This is a genomic window from Streptomyces longispororuber (assembly GCF_014656095.1).
Classification (GTDB): domain Bacteria; phylum Actinomycetota; class Actinomycetes; order Streptomycetales; family Streptomycetaceae; genus Streptomyces; species Streptomyces longispororuber.
In genome coordinates, this window is the sequence record NZ_BNBT01000011.1 from 65,591 (window position 1) to 90,306 (window position 24,716).

Consider the following 24,716-nt stretch of genomic DNA (forward strand, 5'->3'; position numbering starts at 1 on the left):
GCGCCGCAGGGCGGCCACCCGACTCCCGTCGGATGACCGCCCTGCGGCGGGTGGCGCGCTCGCCGGGCGAGCGGGCCGACTACTGGTTGTACGGACCGTAGTCGTAGTCCTCCAGCGGAACGGCCTGGCCGGAGCCGGTGCCGAACGGCGAGTAGTCGATGTCGTCGTAGCCGACGGCCGAGTACATCGCGGCCTTGGCCTCCTCGGTCGGCTCGACCCGGATGTTGCGGTAGCGGGACAGACCCGTACCGGCCGGGATGAGCTTACCGATGATGACGTTCTCCTTGAGGCCGATGAGGCTGTCGGACTTGGCGTTGATCGCCGCGTCCGTCAGCACTCGGGTCGTCTCCTGGAAGGAGGCGGCCGACAGCCAGGACTCCGTCGCCAGCGAGGCCTTGGTGATACCCATGAGCTGCGGACGGCCGGAGGCCGGGTGGCCACCCTCCGTCACGACCCGACGGTTCTCGGTCTCGAACTTGGAGCGCTCGACCAGCTCGCCGGGCAGCAGCTCGGCGTCGCCGGACTCGATGATCGTCACGCGGCGGAGCATCTGCCGGATGATGATCTCGATGTGCTTGTCGTGGATCGACACACCCTGCGAGTTGTAGACCTTCTGGACCTCGCCGACCAGGTGGACCTGGACGGCGCGCTGGCCCAGGATGCGCAGCACGTCGTGCGGGTTGGTGGCACCCACGGTGAGCTTCTGGCCCACCTCGACGTGGTCGCCCTCGCCGACCAGGAGACGGGCGCGCTTCGAGATCGGGTACGCCGTCTCGTCGCTGCCGTCGTCCGGGGTGACGACGATCTTCTTGGTCTTCTCGGTCTCCTCGATGCGGACGCGGCCCGCGGCCTCGGAGATCGGGGCGACACCCTTCGGCGTACGGGCCTCGAAGAGCTCGACGACACGGGGCAGACCCTGGGTGATGTCGTCACCGGCCACACCACCGGTGTGGAAGGTACGCATCGTGAGCTGCGTGCCGGGCTCACCGATGGACTGGGCGGCGATGATGCCGACCGCCTCACCGATGTCGACCAGCTTGCCGGTGGCGAGCGAACGGCCGTAGCAGAAGGCACAGGTGCCGACCGCCGACTCACAGGTCAGGACCGAGCGGGTCTTGACCTCCTCGACGCCGTTGGCGACCAGGGCGTCGATGAGCACGTCACCGAGGTCGACGTTGGCCGGGGCGATGACCTTGCCGTCGATGACGACGTCCTCGGCCAGCATGCGGGCGTAGACGGACGTCTCGACGTTGTCCGTCTTGCGCAGCACGCCGTCGGCGCCGCGGTCCGCGATGCGCAGCTTGAGGCCGCGCTCGGTGCCGCAGTCCTCCTCGCGAATGATGACGTCCTGGGAGACGTCGACCAGACGACGGGTGAGGTAACCGGAGTCGGCGGTACGCAGGGCGGTGTCCGCCAGACCCTTACGGGCACCGTGCGTGGAGATGAAGTACTCCAGCACGGACAGGCCCTCGCGGAACGAGGCCTTGATCGGACGCGGGATGGTCTCGTTCTTCGCGTTCGACACCAGACCACGCATACCGGCGATCTGCCGCATCTGCATCATGTTTCCTCGGGCACCCGAGTCAACCATCATGAAGATGGGGTTGGTCTTGGGGAAGTTCGCGTTCATCGCCTCGGCGACCTCGTTGGTCGCCTTGGTCCAGATCGCGATGAGCTCCTGCGTGCGCTCTTCCTTGGTGATCAGACCGCGCTCGTACTGCTTCTGGACCTTCTCGTCCTGCGCCTCGTAGCCCGCGACGATCTCCTTCTTCGCCTCGGGGACGACGACGTCGGAGATGGCCACGGTGACGCCGGAGCGGGTCGCCCAGTAGAAGCCGGCCGCCTTCAGGTTGTCGAGCGTCGCCGCCACGATGACCTTGGGGTAGCGCTCGGCGAGGTCGTTGACGATCTCGGAGAGCTGCTTCTTGCCGACCTCGTAGTCGACGAACGGGTAGTCCTCGGGCAGCAGCTCGTTGAAGAGCGCACGGCCCAGCGTGGTCTTCAGCCGGAAGCTGTCGCCCTGCTGGTACTCGCGCTCCGCGACGCCCTCGTCGCCCTCCTCGGACACCGGCGGGGTCCAGCCGCGCGGCGGGATGGTGCCCACCGGGAAGCGGATGTCGACCTTCGACTGGAGCGAGAGCTCGCCCGCGTCGAACGCCATGATCGCCTCGGCGGTGGAGCCGAAGGAGCGGTCCTCGCCCTTGACCCCGCGGCCCTCGCCGTCGGTGGTGAGGAAGAACAGACCCAGGACCATGTCCTGCGTCGGCATCGTCACCGGACGGCCGTCGGCGGGCTTGAGGATGTTGTTCGAGGACAGCATCAGGATGCGGGCCTCGGCCTGCGCCTCCGCGGACAGCGGCAGGTGCACGGCCATCTGGTCACCGTCGAAGTCCGCGTTGAACGCGGTGCAGACGAGCGGGTGGATCTGGATGGCCTTGCCCTCGACGAGCTGCGGCTCGAAGGCCTGGATGCCGAGGCGGTGCAGCGTGGGCGCGCGGTTCAGCAGCACCGGGTGCTCGGCGATGACCTCTTCGAGGACGTCGTACACGACGGTGCGGCCGCGCTCGACCATGCGCTTGGCCGACTTGATGTTCTGCGCGTGGTTCAGGTCGACCAGGCGCTTCATCACGAACGGCTTGAAGAGCTCCAGCGCCATCGCCTTCGGCAGACCGCACTGGTGCAGCTTGAGCTGCGGACCGACGACGATCACGGAACGCGCGGAGTAGTCCACGCGCTTGCCGAGCAGGTTCTGACGGAAGCGGCCCTGCTTGCCCTTGAGCATGTCGGACAGCGACTTCAGCGGACGGTTGCCGGGGCCCGTGACCGGGCGGCCGCGGCGGCCGTTGTCGAAGAGCGCGTCGACGGCCTCCTGGAGCATGCGCTTCTCGTTGTTCACGATGATCTCGGGCGCGCCGAGGTCGAGAAGCCGCTTCAGGCGGTTGTTGCGGTTGATGACGCGGCGGTACAGGTCGTTCAGGTCGGAGGTCGCGAAGCGGCCACCGTCGAGCTGCACCATCGGACGCAGGTCCGGCGGGATGACCGGCACGCAGTCGAGCACCATGCCCTTGGGGCTGTTGGACGTCTGCAGGAACGCGGAGACGACCTTCAGGCGCTTCAGGGCACGGGTTTTCTTCTGGCCCTTGCCGGTGCGGATGATCTCGCGGAGCTTCTCGGCCTCCTCGTCGAGGTCGAAGGACTCCAGGCGCTTCTGCAGCGCCGCGGCACCCATCGAGCCGTCGAAGTACGTGCCGAAGCGGTCACGCAGCTCGCGGTAGAGCAGCTCGTCGCCCTCCAGGTCCTGGACCTTGAGGTTCTTGAAGCGGTTCCACACCTCGTCGAGACGGTCGATCTCGCGCTGGGCGCGGTCGCGGAGCTGCTTCATCTCGCGCTCGGCGCCCTCGCGCACCTTGCGGCGCACGTCGGCCTTGGCGCCCTCGGCCTCCAGCTCGGCCAGGTCGGTCTCGAGCTTCTTGGCGCGGGCCTCGAGGTCGGCGTCGCGGCGGTTCTCGATCTGCTGGCGCTCGACGGAGACGTGGGCCTCCAGCGAGGGCAGGTCGCGGGTGCGGCGCTCCTCGTCCACGAACGTGATCATGTACGCGGCGAAGTAGATGACCTTCTCGAGGTCCTTCGGCGCGAGGTCGAGGAGGTAGCCGAGGCGCGACGGGACGCCCTTGAAGTACCAGATGTGCGTGACGGGCGCGGCGAGCTCGATGTGGCCCATCCGCTCGCGGCGCACCTTGGCGCGCGTGACCTCGACGCCACAGCGCTCACAGATGATGCCCTTGAAGCGGACGCGCTTGTACTTGCCGCAGTAGCACTCCCAGTCCCGGGTCGGACCGAAGATCTTCTCGCAGAAGAGTCCGTCCTTTTCGGGCTTGAGCGTGCGGTAGTTGATGGTTTCGGGCTTCTTGACCTCGCCGTGGCTCCACTGACGGATGTCGTCAGCGGTGGCCAGGCCGATCCGGAGCTCGTCGAAGAAGTTGACGTCGAGCACTATGCGTCAATCCCTCTCAGGGTTGTGCCACCTCGCGTCAGCGAGATATTGGCGCTTCATCAATGGTCTGTCGGGGTCCGGGGGCCCGCCTCCCCGGGAAGGGGAGGCGGGGGACCCGTCAGACCTCTTCGACGCTGCTCGGCTCGCGCCGGGACAGGTCGATACCGAGCTCCTCCGCGGCGCGGAAGACGTCCTCGTCCGTGTCGCGCATCTCGATGGACATGCCGTCCGAGGACAGCACCTCCACGTTGAGGCACAGGGACTGCATTTCCTTGATGAGCACCTTGAAGGACTCAGGAATGCCGGGCTCGGGGATGTTCTCGCCCTTGACGATGGCCTCGTAGACCTTCACGCGGCCGGTGACGTCGTCGGACTTGATGGTCAGCAGCTCCTGGAGCGCGTACGCGGCGCCGTAGGCCTCGAGGGCCCACACCTCCATCTCACCGAAGCGCTGGCCACCGAACTGAGCCTTACCACCCAGCGGCTGCTGGGTGATCATGGAGTACGGACCGGTCGAGCGGGCGTGCAGCTTGTCGTCGACCAGGTGGTGCAGCTTGAGGATGTACATGTACCCGACCGAGATCGGGTCCGGGAACGGCTCGCCGGAGCGGCCGTCGAACAGCCGCGCCTTGCCGGACGGGAGCACCATCCGCTCGCCGTCGCGGTTCGGGATGGTGTGCTGGAGCAGACCGGCCAGCTCGTCCTCGCGCGCACCGTCGAAGACCGGGGTGGCGACGTTCGTGCCGGGGTCGACCTTGTCGGCGCCGATGGCCTGGAGGCGCTGCGCCCACTCGTCCGCGAGGCCGGAGACGTCCCAGCCGCGGCTGGCGAGCCAGCCGAGGTGGATCTCCAGGACCTGTCCCGGGTTCATTCGGGACGGGACACCCAGCGGGTTGAGGATGATGTCGACCGGGGTGCCGTCCTCCAGGAACGGCATGTCCTCGATCGGCAGGATCTTGGAGATGACGCCCTTGTTGCCGTGGCGGCCGGCGAGCTTGTCACCGTCGGTGATCTTGCGCTTCTGCGCCACGTACACGCGCACGAGCTGGTTCACACCGGGGGGAAGCTCGTCGCCCTCCTCGCGGTCGAAGACGCGGACGCCGATGACCTTGCCGGTCTCGCCGTGCGGCACCTTCAGCGAGGTGTCACGGACCTCGCGGGCCTTCTCGCCGAAGATCGCGCGGAGCAGGCGCTCCTCCGGGGTCAGCTCGGTCTCACCCTTGGGCGTGACCTTGCCGACGAGGATGTCGCCGGCGATGACCTCGGCGCCGATGCGGATGATGCCGCGCTCGTCGAGGTCGGCGAGGACCTCCTCGGAGACGTTCGGGATGTCCCGGGTGATCTCCTCGGGGCCCAGCTTGGTGTCGCGGGCGTCGACCTCGTGCTCCTCGATGTGGATCGAGGAGAGGACGTCGTCCTGCACGAGGCGCTGCGACAGGATGATCGCGTCCTCGTAGTTGTGGCCCTCCCACGGCATGAACGCGACCAGCAGGTTCTTGCCGAGCGCCATCTCGCCTTCCTGGGTGGCCGGACCGTCGGCGAGGACCTGGCCCTCGATGACGCGCTGGCCTTCCTCGACGACAACCTTCTGGTTGACCGAGGTGCCCTGGTTGGAGCGGGAGAACTTGGCGACGCGGTACGTGGTGTACGTGCCGTCGTCGTTGGTGACGGTGACGTAGTCCGCGGAGACCTCCTGGACCACACCGGCCTTCTCGGCCTTGATGACGTCGCCGGCGTCGACGGCGCAGCGGTACTCCATGCCCGTACCGACGAGGGGGGCCTCGGCGGTGATCAGCGGCACGGCCTGGCGCATCATGTTCGCGCCCATGAGCGCGCGGTTGGCGTCGTCGTGCTCGAGGAAGGGGATCATGGCGGTCGCGACCGACACCATCTGGCGCGGCGAGACGTCCATGTAGTCCACGTCCGACGGGGCGACGTAGTCGACCTCGCCGCCGCGGCGGCGGACCAGGACGCGGTTCTCGGCGAAGCGGAGCTCGTCCGTCAGCGGCGCGTTGGCCTGCGCGATGACGAATCGGTCCTCTTCGTCGGCGGTCAGGTAGTCGACGTCGTCGGTGACCTGGCCGTCGACGACCTTGCGGTACGGCGTCTCGACGAAGCCGAACGCGTTGACGCGGCCGTAGGAGGCGAGCGAGCCGATCAGACCGATGTTCGGGCCTTCGGGCGTCTCGATCGGGCACATGCGGCCGTAGTGGGACGGGTGCACGTCACGCACCTCGAAGCCGGCCCGCTCACGGGACAGACCACCCGGGCCGAGCGCGGACAGACGACGCTTGTGCGTCAGCCCGGACAGCGGGTTGTTCTGGTCCATGAACTGCGAGAGCTGGCTGGTGCCGAAGAACTCCTTGATGGAGGCGACGACCGGCCGGATGTTGATCAGCGTCTGCGGCGTGATGGCCTCGACGTCCTGCGTCGTCATGCGCTCGCGGACGACGCGCTCCATGCGGGCCAGACCCGTGCGGACCTGGTTCTGGATGAGCTCGCCGACGTTGCGCAGGCGGCGGTTGCCGAAGTGGTCGATGTCGTCGGTCTCGACGACGATCTGCGTGCCGTTGTCGCCGACCGTCTCGGTCTCGCCCGCGTGCAGCTTCACCAGGTACTTGATCGTCGAGATGATGTCCTCGACGGTCAGGATGCCAGCGTCGAGCGGGGCGTCCGCGCCCAGCTTCTTGTTGACCTTGTAGCGGCCGACCTTCGCGAGGTCGTAGCGCTTCGGGTTGAAGTAGAGGTTCTCGAGCAGCGTCTGCGCGGCCTCACGCGTGGGCGGCTCGCCCGGGCGCAGCTTGCGGTAGATGTCGAGCAGCGCGTCGTCCTGGCCCTGGGTGTGGTCCTTCTCCAGGGTGGCGCGCATGGACTCGTACTCGCCGAACTCCTCGAGGATCTGCTCGGTGGTCCAGCCGAGCGCCTTGAGCAGGACGGTGACCGACTGCTTGCGCTTGCGGTCGATGCGGACGCCGACCATGTCGCGCTTGTCGATCTCCATCTCCAGCCAGGCACCCCGGGACGGGATGATCTTGGCGGAGAAGATGTCCTTGTCGGACGTCTTGTCGATGGAGGAGTCGAAGTAGACGCCCGGGGAACGGACGAGCTGCGACACCACGACACGCTCGGTGCCGTTGATGACGAAGGTGCCCTTGTTGGTCATGAGCGGGAAGTCGCCCATGAAGACCGTCTGGGACTTGATCTCGCCGGTCTCGTTGTTGGTGAACTCGGCGGTGACGAAGAGCGGCGCGGCGAACGTGAAGTCGCGCTCCTTGCACTCGTCGATCGAGTTCTTCGGAGGCTCGAAGCGGTGGTCGCGGAAGGTCAGCGACATCGACCCGGAGAAGTCCTCGATCGGGGAGATCTCCTCGAAGATCTCCTCCAGACCGGACTTGGTGGGGACGTCCTGACCTGACTCGAGAGCCGCCTCGACGCGAGCCTTCCACGCGTCGTTGCCGAGCAGCCAGTCGAAGCTCTCGGTTTGCAGCGCGAGAAGGTTCGGAACCTCGAGGGGCTCCTTGATCTTTGCAAAGGAGATGCGCAGCGGGGCGGTGCTGGCGCCGTTGTTCGTATTCGCGGTCGAGGCAGTGCGCGAGGCGGCCAAGAGGGGGTCCTTCCGAGGGCTCGGACTCACTACGCGCGTACCGGTCCCAGGCTGTACAGAGAGACAGAAATCCCAGGTCAGGGAGGCTTCGGTCCACAGTGCTCAAGCATGGGCATGCCCCTGGTGACGGGCAGGAGGCAGCTAACAGGCAGCGCAAAGGGTCAGTGTAGCCACCTGGCCCACTGATGTCCAGTGCGGGGTTTCGGAGACCCTCGTTGTTCTCAACACCTGCGGCAAGCCACGTCCTCAACGCACATCGATACTGCCCTCTTCGCCGCCGATCCATGCCTCGGATGCGGATCCTTGTGACGACGCGTCCTGAGAATTGCGCGCTGCGTGCGGTTCGTCAAGGCCCCCCAGCCCTGACGGGCCCCGATTCGGGGGCCGCCCGGGGCCGCCCGGGGCACAACGAAGATCACCATACCCCCCGGTGCCGACAGTGCAAGCGGCCGTCACGGGAACGCCGAAGGGCGACCACCCAACTGGGTGATCGCCCTTCAGTGTCCCCGCGTTACAGCGCGGGCGGCTCCGGGTCCCTCAGGGGGACGGCGGGCCGAAGGAGTCGCGTACGACCCCGTGAGGCCTTACTTGACCTCGACGGAGGCGCCGGCGCCCTTGAGGGCCTCGGCGGCCTTCTCCGCGGCGTCCTTGGCGACCTTCTCGAGGACCGGCTTCGGGGTGCCGTCGACGAGGTCCTTGGCCTCCTTCAGACCCAGGGAGGTCAGCTCACGCACGACCTTGATGACCTGGATCTTCTTGTCGCCGGCGCCGGTGAGGATGACGTCGAACTCGTCCTTCTCCTCGACGGCCTCGGCGGCGGCGCCACCAGCGGCACCGCCGGCCATGACGACCGGCGCGGCAGCGGCGGCGGTGACGTCGAACTTCTCCTCGAAGGCCTTCACGAACTCGGAGAGCTCGATGAGGGTCATCTCCTCGAACTGCGCGAGCAGCTCGTCCTGGGTGAGCTTCGCCATGATGGCGGTCCTTCCACTAATTCGGCAGGTGCCGGATGTACTGGTGTGGCGGGCGTACGTCTGGCCCGCTGTGGCCTTCGCCGTCAGGCGAGGGCCAGTGTGCGAGCCGAGTTACTCGGCACCGCCCTGCTCGTCCTGCTTGGCACGGAGCGCGTCCACGGTGCGGACGAGCTTCGACGGCAGCGCCTGGAAGACGGAGGCAGCCTGGGACTGCTTCGCCTTGAAGGCACCGGCCAGCTTGGAGAGCAGAACCTCGCGGGACTCGAGGTCCGCAAGCTTCTTGATGTCGTCGGCGGACATCGCCTTGCCGTCAAGGACGCCGCCCTTGATGACGAGGGCGGGGTTGTCCTTGGCGAAGTCACGCAGACCCTTCGCCGCCTCGACCGGGTCGCCGGTCACGAAGGCGACAGCCGTCGAGCCCTTGAGGTGCTCGTCGAGCTGGATCCCGGCCTCGTTGGCCGCGATCTTGGTCAGCGTGTTCTTCACCACACGGTACTGAGCGTTGTCGCCGAGAGAACGGCGGAGCTGCTTGAGCTGCGCCACGCTCAGTCCGGTGTAGGAAGTCACAACAGCAGCGTTGGAGTCGCGCAGCTTCTGCGTGATCTCCTCGACGGCTGCGACCTTGTCGGACGTCGCCATGAGCCTCGGCCTCCTTCCGGGGTGATGATCCTCGACTGACCTGTTCGATCAGCCGCGCGTCGCCGGACCGCCTGAATCAGGCACACGAGGAAGGGGCCTTGCACAAAACGAAACGCCCCGGCGCAGGCGCACGGGGCGTGAGCTCGACCGGACGCGATGCGTCCAGGAGCACTTCCACGGTCACCTACGCGGGTCGTCCGCAGTTCAGCGGATCCTTCGGCCGCCGCGCACTCTTACGAGCACACGACAACGACCAGCGGTCTTTGGCTTCTGTGGAAGGCTACGCGAACGGGGCCGCGTCAAGCAAATCGGTCGTCCGGGGCGGGAGCGGGCCGGGCCGCCCCCGGGGCCGGGAGGCGCACTGCGGGGCTCCGGGAGGCGCCGCCCGCCCCGGGGCCGGGGGCCCGGAGCGGGCCGTTCGCAGCGCGGGGCCGGGGCCGGCGCTCCCGGGAGGAACGTTCCCGCCCGGGAGGCGCCACTGGCGGCCGGTCAGGAGCGGAGAGTCGCCGCAGCGGGCGTCAGGAGGTGCCCTCGTCGCTGCCGCTCTCCATCTCCTTCATCATCTCGGCGAGGTCCATGACCTCGTTCTTCGGCGGCGCCGTGACCTTCACCGGCTTGTTCACGTCGAAGAACGTGATCGTCATGTCGAACTTGCCCTTGTCGGCGTCGCCCTGGGTGCGGAACTGCTTGGTGTGGTTCTCGCCGTCGATCCACATGTCCATCGTCAGCTTGTCGATGCCCATGTCCTCGTACTGCTTGAGGCCCTTCTCCTGGCGCTCGCGGGTCTTCGCGTCCTTCTTGTCGATCGACGCGCGCATCTGGTCCAGCGTGACCGTGCCCCGGTAGTGGGTGGTCTCGGCGCCGTCCACGGTCTCCTCGCCGACCTTCTTCAGGTCGTCGGAGCCGGTGAAGAGGGTCGACTGGGCGGCCGGGTTCTGCTCGGCCGTGGCGGTGGCCGAGGACGGCGCGGGCTTGTTCGGCGCGCCCTTGCCCATGGTCTTGGCGTCGAACTTGATCCACCGCTTGCCGTCCGCCTCGGCGGCGGCCTTCCCGCCGCCGAGGTAGACGCCGTCACCGACGACGCGGATCTCCAGCTTCTCGGGACCCTCCGGCGTGCTCATGTTCATGCTCACGGCGAGCGGCTCGGTCGCCATGGACGCCTCGCCCCGGACCTTGCCCTCCCCCGGGAGCAGGCCCTTCATCCGGAAGCTGAAGGACGTCAGCTCCTCGCTGTTCTTCGCGGCCTTCTTCACGGCCGCGGCGGGCGAGATGTCCTCGCCCGCGCGGTCCGACTTCTTCTCCGAGCCGCACGCCACCGCGCCACCGGCCAGCAGCAGGGCCGCCAGAGCGGCACTCGCCACCCTCTTACGACCCATACGTACGGAACTGCTCATTACCCCACCCCTACGAACATTTGATCCACTTCTTGCGGTGGGGTGAGATTACCTGACGGACGCGCGGCGGACCTCCGGGAGAATCCCCGAGGTCAGACCGAGATCAGGCCGGAACCTGACCGAGACCGGACCGGCGCGGGGGCCGCCGGAGGGTCAGGTCGTGGGCTGCCGGTTCATCAGGTCCCGGAAGTCCGCGGTGTCGGACGCGGGCGGCTCCTCGGCGGAGACCGCGGTGCCGTAGTCGCTGTAGTAGGCGGTCGCGGACAGCTCGCCGGTCTTCATCTGGCCCTTCTCGACCTTCTTGACCAGCAGGTTCTCGTCGTTGACCCAGATGTCGACGGTCTCGGTGGTGACGCCCGCCTGCTCGAGCTGCTTCTTCATGTCGGCGAGCTGGGACTCGCTGAGGCCGGAGGACTTCTCGGCGAGCTCGGCGACGTCGACGGTGCCGGAGTAGTGCGTGGTGTTCACGCCCCGGACCTTCTCGCGGCCGACCTTCTTCACGTCGCCGGAGGCGAGCAGCATCTTCACCGACTGGTGCGGCGTGCTGTTCTGCATCGCGTCCTTCATGTACGCGCCCGAGCCGCCGCCGATCCGCTCCAGGTCGTCGTACGCGTACTTCACCCAGTGCTTGCCGCCGATCTGGGCGGCGAAGCGGTCGCCCATCTTCGCGTAGTACGCGTCGGGCCGGTAGCGGGCCTCCATGGACGTGCTGCCGGTCTGGCGCATCGTCTCGGCCATCTGGCCGCCGGTGTAGGTGATGGTCATGGTGCCGGTGAGGCCGTCCGCCCAGCCGAGGGAGCCGCTGGCCTTCATGGACATCGCGGAGCCCATGGTGGTCTCCGACTCGACCTTCGCCGAGTCGGCCTTGTCCGTGGTGCTCTCGATCTGGCGCAGGGCGGCTATGGGGCTGATGTCGAGCCCGCCCTTGCCCTTGCTGCCGTCCGAGGAGCCCTTGCTGTCCGAGGAGCCCTTGTCGTCGTCCGAGCCGCCCGACGAGCCGCAGGCGGCCAGTCCGGTCAGGGCCGTCGCGGTGGCGATACCCAGCGCCAGGCGGCGCACTGTCATGCCGTTCATGTCGTCCCACCCCTTGCGTCCATGGAGAGCCAGCACGCTAGCGCGGTCCGCTCCCCGGCGTCTCCCGTACGTCGTCCACATCACGTACGGGACCATGCGTCCCCCGGGTGTATACCCGTACAACGGGACGGGCCCCGCACCACGAATGGTTGCGGGGCCCGTCTCATGCGCGCCGGTCGCTCGGCTGCCGTCGGTGTCAGACGGCGGCCGGGTCCTCCTCGACGAGGAGGTTGCGGGTGCGGTTGGGGTCGACCGGAATGCCGGGGCCCATCGTGGTGGTGATGGCGGCCTTCTTGATGTAGCGACCCTTGGCGGCGGACGGCTTCAGACGGAGGATCTCCTCCAGGGCCGCGCCGTAGTTCTCCACCAGCTTGGTGTCGTCGAAGGACGCCTTGCCGATGATGAAGTGCAGGTTCGCGTGCTTGTCGACACGGAACTCGATCTTGCCGCCCTTGATGTCGTTGACAGCCTTGGCGACGTCGGGGGTCACGGTGCCGGTCTTCGGGTTCGGCATCAGACCACGCGGACCGAGCACGCGGCCGAGGCGGCCGACCTTGCCCATGAGGTCCGGGGTGGCGACGACGGCGTCGAAGTCCAGACGGCCCTTGGAGACCTCGTCGATCAGCTCGTCGGCGCCGACGATGTCGGCCCCGGCGGCTTCCGCGGCCGCAGCACGGTCACCGGTCGCGAAGACCAGGACCCGGGCGGTCTTGCCGGTGCCGTGCGGGAGGTTCACGGTGCCACGGACCATCTGGTCGGCCTTGCGCGGGTCGACACCCAGGCGGAAGGCGACCTCGACGGTGCCGTCGAACTTGGTCGCGGAGGTCTCCTTGGCGAGACGGACCGCCTCGAGCGGGGCGTACAGCTTGTCCCGGTCGATCTTGGCGTCCGCAGCGCGGAGAGTCTTGCTGCGCTTCACTTCTACTCCTGAGGTTCAGGTATGGAGTTCGTGGTCCGGGCCAGCGCTTGGCCCTGCCACATCAGGTCTGCGGGTCTACGGTGCGACCCCGCGGTGTGGGTGAGGTCAGCCCTCGACCGTGATGCCCATGGAGCGGGCGGTGCCAGCGATGATCTTCGACGCGGCGTCGAGGTCGTTGGCGTTGAGGTCGGGCATCTTGGTCTCGGCGATCTCGCGGACCTGCGCCTGGGTGATCTTGGCGACCTTGGTCTTGTGCGGCTCGCCGGAGCCCTTCTCCACACCCGCGGCCTTGAGGATCATCTTCGCGGCCGGCGGGGTCTTGGTGATGAAGGTGAAGGAACGGTCCTCGTAGACCGTGATCTCCACCGGGATGACCCAGCCGCGCTGCGACTCGGTCGCGGCGTTGTAGGCCTTGCAGAACTCCATGATGTTCACGCCGTGCTGGCCCAGCGCGGGGCCGACCGGCGGGGCCGGGTTGGCGGCACCGGCCTGGATCTGGAGCTTGATCAGCCCCGTGACCTTCTTCTTCTTGGGAGGCATTGCTCTCTCCGGGTCCTAGTGAGAGTGTGGAGCAGCCCCCTCCACCATGATCCTTCGGCGACCGCAGGCGATCGTCGGGATCATCTGGATGGAGGCATACCGCACTACGATAACGGGTATCGCGGCGGGGCCCAAACCGATATCGCGGCGGACCCCACCGGACACCCCTCTCCGGGTCCCGGCCCCCGGGTTCAGCAGCGCTTGGACGTCATCGCCTGGCCCGCCAGCGGGTCACCGGGCGCGCGGAGCTGCCCGACCGCGGCGGTGCACTCGCCGGCGGTGGCGGCGGGCAGCGACCAGAACTCCTGCGCGTTCGTCGGGCTCCACCAGTCCTGGCCGACGATCTCGTCCCGGGAGTAGCTGTAGACCCCGGTGCTGACGTCGTAGTCCCTGACCTTGTCGCGGAAGCTCTGCCACACCCAGACGTAGCCGTAGTTCTGCTTGCAGCGGGGCGAGTAGAACTGCTTGACCGACGCGGCGCGCGCACCGCCCCGGTCGATGTAGGCCGTGGTCCCGATCTGGTAGGCGTCCGAGCAGACGCCGGCCGCCTGGGCCTTGAGGCTCTTCGGGTTGCCCTCGGCCGAGGGGGCGGTCGACTGGGACGCCGCCCTTCTGGCGTCGGGTGCGGGCGCCGGGCCGGTGCCCGCGAGGGCGGAACCGGCGCCGAGCAGGACGAAGGCGCAGGCGGAGGCGGCGATCGCGGTCTTACGGGCAAACATCAGGTGGTCCCCCTTGCTCGTCGGTGGAGTCCGCCCTGGCCCCCGTACCGCCGCAGAGCACCACAAATCGCCGCTCATGGCGACAGGAATTCCCATAAGCGTGCTGAAGTGGCGTGGAGGAAGGGACCGGGCGTTTCCGTCTACCAGTGAGACAGCCCGGGGCCCCGGAAGGTTGTGGTGCGGAACACATGCACCTGCGCCCGCCCACGACAGAGCCCCTGGGCTGCGGTTTCCCGCTGCCCAGGGGCTCCGGTGCGCGCGTGCCGCGCGCTCAGTTCTTCTGGATCTGGTCGAAGCTCAGCTCGACCGGGGTCTCGCGGCCGAAGATCTCGACGAGGCCCTTGACCTTCTTCGAGTCGGCGTTGATCTCGTTGATCGTGGCCTGGAGCGTGGCGAACGGGCCGTCGGTGACGGTGACCGAGTCGCCGACCTCGAAGTCCAGGACCTGGACCTCGACCTTGCGCTGCGGGGCCGGCTTGCCCTCGGCCTCGGCGGCCTCGCGGGCGGCCTTCTCCTCGGCCTCCGGGGCGAGCATCTTGACGATCTCGTCCAGGGTCAGCGGGTACGGGTCGTAGGCGTTGCCCACGAAGCCGGTGACGCCGGGGGTGTTGCGGACGACGCCCCAGGACTCGTTCGTCAGGTCCATGCGCACCAGGACGTAGCCGGGGAGCTTGTTCTGGCGGATCGTCTTGCGGTCGCCGTTCTTGATCTGGACGACCTCTTCCTGCGGCACCTCGGCCTGGAAGATGTAGTCCTCGACGTTCAGCGAGACGGCGCGCTGCTCGAGGTTCGTCTTCACGCGGTTCTCGTAACCGGCGTAGGTGTGGATCACGTACCACTCGCCGGGCAGGCCGCGCAGCTCGTCACGGAGGGCGGCGACGGGGTCGACCGGCTCGGCGGGCTCCGCCTCCTCGGCGTCCTCCGCGCTCTCCTCGGAGTCCTCGGCGGCCTCGTCCTCGTCGCTCTCCGCGACGGCCTCGGCCTCGTCGTCGGCTTCGGCCTCGTCGTCGGCTTCGGCCTCGAGCTCGTCGCCGTCGGCCGCCTCGGCCTCGAGCTCGTCGTCCTCGTGCACCGCGGCCTCTTCGGCAGCCTCACCGGCGGCGGCGTCGGCAGCCTCGGCCTCGTCCGGGTCCACGGCGTCCGCCGCCTCGACGATGTCGATCTGGTCCTCCACGGACTCCGCCGACTCGATGGCGTCGTTCAGGTTCGGGTCAGACACGGTGGCTGCTTCTTCCTGGATACATAGGGGTGGAACACGCGAAAGGGGCGCCTGGTGCGGCGCCCTTCGCTTGCGGCTCAGCCGAAGATGTACTTGATGAGGTTGCTGAAGCCATAGTCAATCACGGTCACGAGGCCGATCATGATGACGACGAAGACGATCACCACGGTGGTGTACGTCGTGAGCTGACTGCGCGTGGGCCAGACGACCTTGCGGAGCTCGGCGACGATCTGGCGGTAGAAGAGCGCGAGACGGCCCAGAGGGCCCTTCTTTCCGCGCTTGCCGCCCTTGCGGGTCTTCTTCTTGGACTCCGGCGCCTCGTCCTGGGCATCAGGCATGTCGATGGAGCCCACGGCGTCCGTCACTCGTCCTCACCTGATTCCGGGTCGTGGCCGTGCCGCGCCCGGTTGAGCCGCACGGCGGTGCATAGCAGTACGTACATGCGCACACATCCTGGCGAAGGTGTGTGTAGCAGGGCCGGAGGGACTTGAACCCCCAACCGCTGGTTTTGGAGACCAGTGCTCTACCAATTGAGCTACGACCCTTTGGAGTCCCCCAACCTACAGCATCCGACCAGGTGCACCGAGTGCGGTTGGAAGGTGCGGCCGGTGAGGGCCAACGACGAGTGAGTGTACGTGGTCCGGAGCGCCTCGTCGAACAGCTTGGGTTCCGCCGGTCGTTCCGGCGCTCCGGCAAACCCGTGTGCCCGGGCCGCGCGGGGTCTGGAACGATGGGCCCATGAGCGCTGTCACTCCACCCACCGAGCGCCGGGTCTCCGCCCGAGTCGGCGCGATCTCCGAGTCCGCGACCCTCGCCGTCGACGCCAAGGCCAAGGCCCTCAAGGCCGCCGGGCGCCCGGTGATCGGTTTCGGCGCCGGTGAGCCCGACTTCCCGACCCCGGACTACATCGTCGAGGCCGCGGTCGAGGCCTGCAAGAACCCGAAGTACCACCGCTACACCCCGGCGGGCGGCCTGCCCGAGCTGAAGGCCGCGATCGCCGCGAAGACGCTGCGCGACTCCGGCTACGAGCCCGAGGCCGCCGAGATCCTGGTGACCAACGGCGGCAAGCAGGCGATCTACGAGGCCTTCGCCGCGATCCTCGACCCGGGTGACGAGGTCATCGTGCCGGCGCCCTACTGGACGACGTACCCGGAGTCGATCCGGCTCGCGGGCGGCGTCCCGGTCGAGGTCGTCGCCGACGAGACGACGGGGTACCGCGTCTCCGTGGAGCAGCTCGAGGCCGCGCGCACGGAGAAGACCAAGGTCGTCCTCTTCGTGTCGCCGTCCAACCCGACGGGCGCGGTGTACAGCCGCGCGGACGCGGAGGCCATCGGCCGCTGGGCCCTGGAGCACGGCCTGTGGGTGATGACGGACGAGATCTACGAGCACCTGGTCTACGGGGACGCCGAGTTCACGTCGCTGCCCGCGCTGCTGCCCGAGCTGCGCGACAAGTGCGTCGTGGTGAACGGCGTCGCGAAGACGTACGCGATGACCGGCTGGCGCGTGGGGTGGATCATTGGGCCGAAGGACGTGGTGAAGGCCGCGACGAACCTCCAGTCGCACGCCACCTCCAACGTGTCCAACGTGGCGCAGGCCGCCGCGATCGCCGCCGTCTCCGGCGACCTGACCGCCGTCGAGAAGATGCGCGAGGCCTTCGACCGGCGCCGCCGGACCATCGTGCGGATGCTGAACGAGATCGACGGCGTCCTCTGCCCCGAGCCCGAGGGCGCGTTCTACGCCTACCCGTCGGTGAAGGGCCTGCTCGGCAAGGAGATCCGCGGCAAGCGCCCGCAGGACAGCGTCGAGCTCGCCGCGCTGATCCTCGACGAGGTCGAGGTCGCGGTCGTCCCGGGTGAGGCCTTCGGCACGCCGGGCTACCTGCGGCTTTCGTACGCGCTGGGTGACGAGGACCTGGTCGAGGGCGTGTCGCGCATCCAGAAGCTGCTGGCGGAGGCGCGGGACTGACCGCGCGCCCCGAGCGCGGGAGCGGGGCGGCAGTGCACCACGTGGTGCGCTGCCGCCCCGTTTCTTCGTTCGGGCGCGTACCCCATGAGCAGAAGCGGCTACCGGGACGGGGGGTGCGTACGGCAAGATCCTGGAATGGAGCGTGTACGACACCTGAGCGAGCTGCCCAAAGCCCATCTGCACCTGCACTTCACCGGGTCGATGCGGCCCGCCACCCTCCTGGAGCTCGCCGACAAGTACGGCGTCCATCTGCCCGAGGCGCTGACCAGCGGCACGCCGCCGAAGCTGCGGGCCACCGACGAGCGGGGCTGGTTCCGCTTCCAGCGCCTGTACGACATCGCCCGGTCGTGCCTGCGCGCGCCCGAGGACATCCAGCGGCTGGTGCGCGAGGCCGCCGAGGAGGACATCAAGGACGGCTCCGGCTGGCTGGAGATCCAGGTGGACCCGACGTCGTACGCGCCCCGGCTCGGCGGGCTCATCCCCGCCCTGGAGGTCATCCTGGACGCGGTCGAGACCGCCTCGCGCGAGACCGGGCTCGGGATGCGCGTGCTGATCGCCGCGAACCGCATGAAGCACCCGCTGGACGCGCGCACGCTGGCACGGCTGGCGGTCCGGTACGCCGACCGCGGCATCGTCGGCTTCGGGCTCTCCAACGACGAGCGGCGCGGCATGGCGCGGGACTTCGACCGCGCCTTCGCGATCGCGCGGGAGGGCGGGCTGCTCGCGGCGCCGCACGGCGGCGAGCTGACCGGCCCGGCCTCGGTGCGCGACTGCCTGGACGACCTGCACGCGCGGCGCATCGGGCACGGGGTACGGGCGGCGGAGGACCCGCGGCTGCTGCAGCGGCTCGCCGAGCGGGGCGTGACCTGCGAGGTCTGCCCGGCGTCGAACGTGGCCCTCGGCGTCTACGAGAAGCCCGAGGACGTGCCGCTGCGGACGCTGTACGAGGCCGGGGTGCCGATGGCGCTCGGGGCCGACGACCCGCTCCTGTTCGGCTCGCGGCTGGCCGCGCAGTACGAGATCGCGCGCCACCACCACGGCTTCGATGACGCGGAGCTGGCGGAGCTTGCGCGGCAGTCCGTGCGCGGGTCGGCCGCGCCCGTCGGCGTGCAGGACAAGCTGCTCGCCGGCATCGACCAGTGGCTCAGCGGCTGATCCCGGCCAGCAGGGTGCGGGCGAGGCCGGTGGCGAAGGCGTCGACGGGGAGCGGGGGGCGCTTGCCGACGGTCGCGTCGTAGGCGAAGGCGCGCTGGGCGCAGGCGCCGAGGAGGAGCGAGGCGGCGGCGAAGGTGTCCGCGTCGGCGGCGATGCGGCCCGCGTCGCGCTCGGCGCGCAGATAGGCGTCCAGGGCCTCGATGGGCATGTGCGGACCCGTGCCCATCTGCCGCAGGGCGTCCTCGTGGCGGGCCTTGAGCTTGGTCTCGGCGTACAGGGAGGCCGCGATCGGGAAGCTCTCGGCGTAGAACTGGCAGGCCAGGGTGGCGACCTCGGTGAGGTTCTCCTCCACGGTGCGCTCCCCCGGGGCGTCGACGAGCCGGTGCAGGGCCGGGCCGAGGCGGGGCAGCCGCTCCTGGAGCACGCGGACGAACAGGTCCTCCTTGCTGCTGAAGTACTTGTAGAGCGCGGCCTCGGAGCAGTCCGCCGCCTTCGCGATCTCCTTGGTGGTGGCGCGGGCGAGGCCGAGCGTGCGCATCAGCTCGTGCGCCGCGTCGAGGATGCGCTCGCGCGTGGGCCTGCGCGGTGCCTGCTGTTCCATGGGCTGCCTGTCCGTCCGGGCTTGACGCGAGGGTGAGTGCTTACTCACCCTAGTGGTGAGTGAATGCTTACCCACCGGGAGGGCGTGCGATGAGGCTGACGGTGTTCGGAGCGACCGGCGGCATCGGCGGGGAGATCGTGCGGCAGGGGCTCGCGTCGGGGCACCACGTCACGGCGGTGGTGCGCGACCCGGCCCGCCTCGCGGCCACCGGGGACCGGCTGGACGTCGTCCGCGCGGACCTGACGGACGCGGAGGAGCTGCGCGGGGCGGTGGCCGGGCGGGACGCGGTGCTCTCCGGGCTCGGCGCGCGGCGGCGGGCCGTCGCGCGGGCGGGCGTGGCCACGCGGCTCACCGTGCCGGTGCTGCGGGCGATGGAGGCGGAGGGGACGCGCCGCCTGCTCGTGGTGAGCGCGGCGCCGCTGGCGCCCGTGGTGGAGCGGGAGCCCTTCGCCGACCGCGTGGCGCCGGCGCTGGTGGGCCGGGTGTTCAAGGCGGTCTACGACGACCTGCGCGCGCTGGAGGCCGAGCTGGCGCGCAGCGCGACGGACTGGACGTCCGTACGCCCGCCCCGCCTCCTCGACACGCCGCTGACAGGCACGTACCGCACGGCCGTCGGGCGCAATCCGCGCGGCGCCCGGCGGATCGGCAGGGCTGACGTGGCGCACGCGATGCTGACGCTGATCGACGACGCGGGGACGGTGAAGGAGGGGGTGGGGGTGGCGTATTGAGGGCGTGCGGGGGGGGAGGTGGTTCGCTTCGGGCTGGTGGGCCGGGGGCGGTGGCCCTCGGCCGGGGAGGCGGTGGTTCGCGTGAGCCCGGTTGAGCCCTGCGCCGAAGCCCTGGCCCGGCCCCGGCCTTGACCTTCGCCCTGGCCCTGGCCTCGGCCTTGGCCCGCTACAGGCTGACGCCGACCGTGACCGGCTCGTTGACCAGCGTGATCCCGAAGGCGTCCCGTACGCCCGCGACGACCTCGCGGGCCAGGGTGAGCAGGTCCTCCGTGGTGGCGCCGCCGCGGTTGGTCAGCGCCAGGGTGTGCTTGGTGGAGATGCGGGCGGGGCCCTGTCCGTAGCCCTTGGGGAAGCCGGCCTTGTCGATGAGCCAGGCCGCGGAGGTCTTCACGTGGCCGTCACCCGTCGGGAACGCGGGCGGTGCGGTGTCCGGGCCGAGCCGGTCGGCCACGCGCGCGTGGAAGGCGGCGAACTCCTCCTCCGTGAGGATCGGGTTGGTGAAGAACGATCCGGCCGACCAACTGTCGTGGTCCTCGGCGTCGAGCACCATGCCCTTGCCCGCCCGCAGCTTCAGGACGGTCTCGCGGGCCGCGGCGGCCGGGACGCGCTCACCGGCCTCGACGCCGAGCGCGCGGGCCGTCTCCGCGTACCGGATCGGGGCGCTCATGCCGTCCGCGTCCTCCAGGGCGAAGCGGACGCGCAGCACGACGAAGCGGTCGGGGTCGGCCTTGAAGCGGCTGTGGCGGTACGAGAAGGCGCACTCCGCGTTCGGAATGGTCACCGTCTCGTCCGTCTTGCGGTCGTACGCGACCACTTCGGTGATCGTCTGGGACACTTCCTGGCCGTACGCGCCCACGTTCTGGATCGGCGTCGCGCCTGCGGAGCCGGGGATCCCGGCGAGGCACTCGATGCCCGCGAGCCCCGCCGCGACGGTCCGCTCCACAGCGTCCGTCCACACCTCGCCCGCCGCCAGCTCCAGCGTCGTGCCGTCGAGGGCGAACCCGGTGGTGGCGATGCGCAGGGCGGTCCCGGCGAAGCCCTTGTCGCCGATGACCAGGTTGCTGCCGCCGCCGATGAGCAGCAGCGGCGTGCCGGACGCGTCGGCCTCGCGGACGGCGGCGACGACCTCGGCGTCGGTCGTCGCGGTGATCAGCCGGTCGGCGGGGCCACCGAGGCGGAAGGTGGTCAGCGGGGCGAGGGGGGCGTCGTGAAGTACCAGCACGCACACCAGGGTATGCCGGGCCGCTCCCCCGGCCGGGCCTGGGCTGCCTCGGCCGCCGGTCGGGCCCTCCTCCGTCTCCTCCCGGAAGGAGATCCCTCGCGGGCTGACGGACAAGCGGAGCGACATCGCCCCCGCCCCGCGACACGGCCCACCCGCCCCGGAAGGGGAGGGTGGGCCGCACGCACGAAGCCCGTCCGGTGATCGAGGACGAGCGCGGGGCGCGGCCAACCAGCGGCCGCGCCCCGCGCCCCGCCCCCGTCACGCGGAGACCGGCACCCGCTCCTTTGCCGGTACGGCCCCCGCGTCCGCCGCCCCGCCGCGGCGGCGCGGCAGCAGGGAGGCGGCCACGGCCGCGAGGCCGACGACCCCCGCCCCGACCCACAGCGCGGGCTCGAGTCCGTCCACGAACATCTGCGGCGGCCCGTACCCGCCCTGCGCGGAGAACACCGCGGCGAGGATGGCGATGCCCAGGGCCCCGCCCACCTCGCGCAGCGCGTTGTTCGCGCCGGAGGCGATGCCCTGCTCGGCGGGCCGGACGCTCGCCATGACCAGGCTCGCGGCCGGGGCGAAGTACAGCGCCATGCCGACCCCGCTGATGATCAGGGCGGGCAACTGCGCCGCGTACGAGACGTCCGGGGTGAGGACCACGGCGAACCAGCCGAGGCCCACGGCCTGGAGCGCGAGGCCCACGGTGACGACCGGGCGGCCGCCGATCCGATCGGACAGGTAGCCGGCGATGGGCGCCACGATCATGGGCATGCCCGTCCAGGGCAGCATCCGGAGCCCCGCCTCGGTCGGCGAGTAGTGGAGCACGTTCTGCAGGAACTGGCTGAGCAGGAAGATGGAGCCGAACATGCCGACGAACATCAGCAGGCTCGCGGCGTTGACGGCGGAGAAGGCCCGGTTCCGGAACATCCGCATGGGCAGCATCGGCGCCGGGTGCCGGACGCCGTGGTACACGAACCCGGCGAGCAGCGCACCGCCGCCGATCAGCCCGGTCAGGACGGGCGCGCTGGTCCAGCCGTCGATGTTGCCGCGGATCAGGCCGTAGACGATGCCGAACAGACCGCCGCTGGCCAGCAGCGTGCCGACGGCGTCGAGCCGGGCGCCGGCCGCGTACGACTCGGTGAGCCGCAGCCGGGCCAGCGGCAGCAGCGCGAGGCCCAGCGGCACGTTCAGCCAGAAGATCCACTGCCAGGAGACGTGCTCGGTGAGGGCGCCGCCGATGAGCGGCCCGCTGGCGACGGCGAGGCCGTTGACGGCGCCCCAGATGCCGTACGCCATCCCGCGCTTGGCCGGCGGCACGGCGGCCGTGAGCAGGGTCAGCGTCAGCGGCATCATGATCGCCGCGCCGACGCCCTGCACCGCGCGCGCCGCGACCAGCGCGTCGATGCCGGGCGCGAGGGCCGCGCCGGCGGAGGCCGCGGTGAACACGGTGAGCCCGACCCCGAAGAGCCTGCGCCGCCCGAACCGGTCCCCCAGGGCCGCGCCGAACATCAGGAGGACGGCGAAGGTGAGGGTGTACGCGCTGACCGTCCACTCCAGGTCGTGGAGCGCCCCGCCGAGGTCCTCGCGGATGGAGGGCAGCGCGGTCGTGACCACGAGGTTGTCGAGCGCCGCCATGAACCCGGCGACGCTGGTGATGACGAGGGCCCAGACGACTCCCCCGCGCCCTGCTTCTTGCTGTGACATCGCTTCCCCCATGCCCTTCGTCGGGCGGACATTCGTGGCCGGTCCCGGACGGACGCGACCTCTCATTAGTGATTGCTGACTAACTTTCGCGGGCAGAGGTACCCGCAGAGAAGAACCGGAGCCCCCGGCACGCCGGGACCAGCCTCCTCCGCGACCGCCGCGGGCGCCCGGCCCTGTTCGCCGACGCCTATTCCGCCTCTTCGGGCCGACGGGACGCCGCGGGGTCCGCGCCCGCCCCGTCGTCACCGCTCACGCCGGACCGGCGACCCTTCCCGTCGGGCCCGTCCTCGCTCACGACGGCCCCGCCGGACCCGTCGCCGCGCGCGCCAGGTCCGCCGTCCGCGTCCCCGCCCCCGGCCGTGCGAGGCATTCCACCCGGCGGCTGGGCCGACAGGTAGAAGCCCTCCCACACCCGGTGTTCGGGCGGAAACCCCATGGCCATCAGGACGTTGACCAGCATCCCGTACGCCAGGAAGGTCGTCGTCTCATTGACGTCGGCCCCGAGGGGCTGGTGCACGGCGTCCCAGAGGCCCATCCATCCGGCGCGCACCATCTCGCCGAACTCGTGGTCGCCGGCGGCCTCGGCAGCCGCCACGGCCACGTACATCTGGAGCTGCATCCGCAGCTTGTCGGGGTCCTTCGTGATGAGGTCCTGGTACGCCTGAGCCATGGCGTGCAGGGCTTCCTCGCCCCGGAGCCCTTCGCTCGCCGCCTCGAAGACCTTGCGGGTGTCCTCGACGCAGCGGGTCGCCGCCGCGAGGAAGATCGCCTTCTTGCCGGGAAAGAGCCGGAAGAGATACGGCTGCGAGACACCGACGCGCTTGGCGATCGCCTCGGTCGACGTCCCGTGGTAGCCACCGCGGGCGAATTCGCTCATCGCCGCGCGGATGACGCTCTCGCGCCTCTCCTCTGCGCTCATCCTGACCATGTCGGTAAGTTAGTACTCAATCACTAACTACGTCAAGGGGGTGCTCGCCGGTGAGGAGAACCCGAGCGGTGGCCGCCCCGAGAGAGGCGTCTCCGGGGTTCGGCGTCACCTGGAAGAGGGACCCGGCACTCGGGAGGGGCGCCGCGTACGGAAGCCCCGTGCGGAGCCACGTGCAGGGCCTTGTCGTGTGGAGCCACGTGCAGGGCCTCGTCGCGTGGAGCACGGACGGGCCACGTACGGAACCCCCGTGCAGGGCCACGTACAGGAGGGCGCTCCGTGGGGTCTCCAGGAGACACGCGTAAGGGGCGCCTACCTGGGCAGGCGCCCCTTACACAGCATGGCCGGGCGCGCGGCGGCGCCGTCCGTCCTCGCTCAGGCGAGCCGTACGACCGCCCGTGACATCCCGAGCACCTTGCGCTCGTCGCTGGTGACGGTCAGGTCCACGCGGACCTTGTGGTCGTCGAGCTTGGCCGCGACCTTGGCGCTGACCTCGATGGTCGCGCCCTTGTCGTCGTTCGGGACGACGACGGGCTTGGTGAAGCGCACGCCGTACTCGACGACGGCGGCGGGGTCGCCGGTCCAGTCCGTCACGACGCGGATCGCCTCGGCCATGGTGAACATGCCGTGGGCGATGACGTCCGGCAGACCGACCTCCACCGCGAACTTCTCGTTCCAGTGGATCGGGTTGAAGTCCCCGGACGCGCCCGCGTACTGCACGAGGGTGGCGCGCGTCACCGGGAAGGTCTGGGTCGGCAGCTCCGTGCCGACCTCCACGTCGTCGTACGCGATCTTCGCCGTCATCGCCTCACGCCTCCTCGGTCCCGGCCGCGCGGGCGACGAGCTTGGTCCACGCGGTCACCACGTGCTCCCCGGCCTCGTCGTGGACCTCGCCGCGGATGTCCAGGATGTCGTTGCCCGCCATGGTCTTGATCGCCTCGATGGTCGAGGTGACCGTGAGCCGGTCGCCCGCGTACACCGGCCGCGTGTACGCGAACCGCTGGTCGCCGTGGACCACCCGGCTGTAGTCGAGCCCGAGCTGCGGGTCCTCGATCACCTGGCCCGCGGCCTTGAACGTGATGGCGAACACGAAGGTCGGCGGGGCCAGCACGTCCCGGTGGCCGAGCGCCTTGGCGGCCTCGGGGTCGGCGTAGGCGGGGTTGGCGTCACCCACCGCGACCGCGAACTCGCGGATCTTCTCGCGCCCGACCTCGTACGGGTCGGTGGGCGGGTAGGTCCGCCCGACGAAGGACTGGTCGAGCGCCATGGCTCGGCACCTCCTGCAACTGGGTCTGCTACGAACGGCTCTCGGCATACGACGAGAGGCCGTCCCCGAACTGCTGGGGACGGCC

At 69.7% G+C, this 24,716-nt stretch carries 19 protein-coding genes, 1 tRNA gene and 1 pseudogene; 3 read left to right on the forward strand and 18 right to left on the reverse strand.

All coding sequences use genetic code 11. The features are described from left to right. Nucleotides 1–79: 79 nt before the first annotated feature. From IE330_RS06195 to IE330_RS06250, 12 genes are all read right to left on the reverse strand, one after another. Complete coding sequence (locus tag IE330_RS06195; RefSeq protein WP_190134832.1) at nt 80–3,994, reverse strand: DNA-directed RNA polymerase subunit beta'; 3,915 nt, start codon at nt 3,992–3,994, stop codon at nt 80–82. Between the two features lie 118 nt (nt 3,995–4,112). Next, nucleotides 4,113–7,598 (reverse strand): DNA-directed RNA polymerase subunit beta, encoded by a 3,486-nt coding sequence (gene rpoB, locus IE330_RS06200; protein ID WP_190134833.1) that lies wholly within the window; start codon nt 7,596–7,598, stop codon nt 4,113–4,115. Between the two features lie 584 nt (nt 7,599–8,182). Further along, nucleotides 8,183–8,572, reverse strand: coding sequence for a 50S ribosomal protein L7/L12 (gene rplL, locus IE330_RS06205; protein WP_190134834.1), 390 nt, complete (start codon nt 8,570–8,572; stop codon nt 8,183–8,185). A 111-nt stretch (nt 8,573–8,683) separates the two neighbouring features. Further along, nucleotides 8,684–9,211 (reverse strand): 50S ribosomal protein L10, encoded by a 528-nt coding sequence (rplJ, locus tag IE330_RS06210; RefSeq protein ID WP_190134835.1) that lies wholly within the window; start codon nt 9,209–9,211, stop codon nt 8,684–8,686. Between the two features lie 518 nt (nt 9,212–9,729). Next, nucleotides 9,730–10,605, reverse strand: a complete 876-nt coding sequence (locus IE330_RS06215) for an SCO4651 family lipoprotein (RefSeq protein WP_190134836.1) — start codon at nt 10,603–10,605, stop codon at nt 9,730–9,732. A gap of 153 nt (nt 10,606–10,758) precedes the next feature. Then, nucleotides 10,759–11,679 carry an SCO4651 family lipoprotein gene (locus tag IE330_RS06220; protein ID WP_190134837.1) on the reverse strand — a complete coding sequence of 307 codons (921 nt, stop codon included), beginning with the start codon at nt 11,677–11,679 and terminating at the stop codon, nt 10,759–10,761. Nucleotides 11,680–11,875: 196 nt separating this feature from the next. Then, nucleotides 11,876–12,598, reverse strand: a complete 723-nt coding sequence (rplA, locus tag IE330_RS06225) for a 50S ribosomal protein L1 (protein ID WP_190134838.1) — start codon at nt 12,596–12,598, stop codon at nt 11,876–11,878. Between the two features lie 105 nt (nt 12,599–12,703). Then, complete coding sequence (rplK, locus tag IE330_RS06230) at nt 12,704–13,138, reverse strand: 50S ribosomal protein L11 (protein WP_093613725.1); 435 nt, start codon at nt 13,136–13,138, stop codon at nt 12,704–12,706. A 191-nt stretch (nt 13,139–13,329) separates the two neighbouring features. After that, the gene (locus tag IE330_RS06235) at nt 13,330–13,857 is read right to left on the reverse strand and encodes a hypothetical protein (protein WP_190134839.1); all 528 of its coding nucleotides are present in this window, start codon (nt 13,855–13,857) and stop codon (nt 13,330–13,332) included. Nucleotides 13,858–14,128: 271 nt separating this feature from the next. Beyond that, nucleotides 14,129–15,076 (reverse strand): transcription termination/antitermination protein NusG, encoded by a 948-nt coding sequence (gene nusG, locus IE330_RS06240; RefSeq protein ID WP_190134840.1) that lies wholly within the window; start codon nt 15,074–15,076, stop codon nt 14,129–14,131. A 77-nt stretch (nt 15,077–15,153) separates the two neighbouring features. After that, nucleotides 15,154–15,441, reverse strand: coding sequence for a preprotein translocase subunit SecE (gene secE / locus IE330_RS06245; protein ID WP_190134841.1), 288 nt, complete (start codon nt 15,439–15,441; stop codon nt 15,154–15,156). A gap of 107 nt (nt 15,442–15,548) precedes the next feature. Next, nucleotides 15,549–15,621 (reverse strand) — tRNA-Trp (locus IE330_RS06250). A 193-nt stretch (nt 15,622–15,814) separates the two neighbouring features. Here IE330_RS06250 and IE330_RS06255 point away from each other — a divergent pair. Together IE330_RS06255 and IE330_RS06260 are read left to right on the forward strand one after the other, a co-directional pair. Beyond that, nucleotides 15,815–17,041 (forward strand): pyridoxal phosphate-dependent aminotransferase, encoded by a 1,227-nt coding sequence (locus IE330_RS06255; RefSeq protein ID WP_190134842.1) that lies wholly within the window; start codon nt 15,815–15,817, stop codon nt 17,039–17,041. 135 nt (nt 17,042–17,176) lie between these two features. Continuing rightward, the gene (locus IE330_RS06260) at nt 17,177–18,196 is read left to right on the forward strand and encodes an adenosine deaminase (protein WP_190134843.1); all 1,020 of its coding nucleotides are present in this window, start codon (nt 17,177–17,179) and stop codon (nt 18,194–18,196) included. On the opposite strand, the gene IE330_RS06265 is transcribed toward IE330_RS06260, so the two are convergent. Continuing rightward, the gene (locus tag IE330_RS06265; protein WP_190134844.1) at nt 18,186–18,797 is read right to left on the reverse strand and encodes a TetR/AcrR family transcriptional regulator; all 612 of its coding nucleotides are present in this window, start codon (nt 18,795–18,797) and stop codon (nt 18,186–18,188) included. The genes IE330_RS06260 and IE330_RS06265 overlap by 11 nt on opposite strands. An 89-nt stretch (nt 18,798–18,886) precedes the next feature. Here IE330_RS06265 and IE330_RS06270 point away from each other — a divergent pair, with 89 nt between their 5' ends. Then, nucleotides 18,887–19,525: an NAD(P)-dependent oxidoreductase gene (locus IE330_RS06270; protein ID WP_190134845.1), complete on the forward strand. Its 639-nt coding sequence runs from the start codon at nt 18,887–18,889 to the stop codon at nt 19,523–19,525. A gap of 166 nt (nt 19,526–19,691) precedes the next feature. Here IE330_RS06270 and IE330_RS06275 read toward each other — a convergent pair whose 3' ends face one another. The 5 genes and pseudogenes from IE330_RS06275 to IE330_RS06295 form a co-directional block, all read right to left on the reverse strand. After that, nucleotides 19,692–20,873 (reverse strand): UDP-N-acetylmuramate dehydrogenase, encoded by a 1,182-nt coding sequence (locus IE330_RS06275; RefSeq protein WP_190134846.1) that lies wholly within the window; start codon nt 20,871–20,873, stop codon nt 19,692–19,694. 132 nt (nt 20,874–21,005) lie between these two features. Next, entirely contained in the window at nt 21,006–22,439 is a 1,434-nt protein-coding gene (locus tag IE330_RS06280; RefSeq protein WP_190134847.1) for a DHA2 family efflux MFS transporter permease subunit, read from the reverse strand. Between the two features lie 370 nt (nt 22,440–22,809). Then, nucleotides 22,810–23,367: pseudogene (locus IE330_RS06285) on the reverse strand (TetR/AcrR family transcriptional regulator); the annotation flags it as partial. 372 nt (nt 23,368–23,739) lie between these two features. Next, nucleotides 23,740–24,168, reverse strand: a complete 429-nt coding sequence (locus IE330_RS06290) for a MaoC family dehydratase (protein ID WP_190134849.1) — start codon at nt 24,166–24,168, stop codon at nt 23,740–23,742. Between the two features lie 4 nt (nt 24,169–24,172). Continuing rightward, nucleotides 24,173–24,631, reverse strand: coding sequence for a MaoC family dehydratase N-terminal domain-containing protein (locus IE330_RS06295; RefSeq protein ID WP_190134850.1), 459 nt, complete (start codon nt 24,629–24,631; stop codon nt 24,173–24,175). Nucleotides 24,632–24,716: the final 85 nt, after the last annotated feature.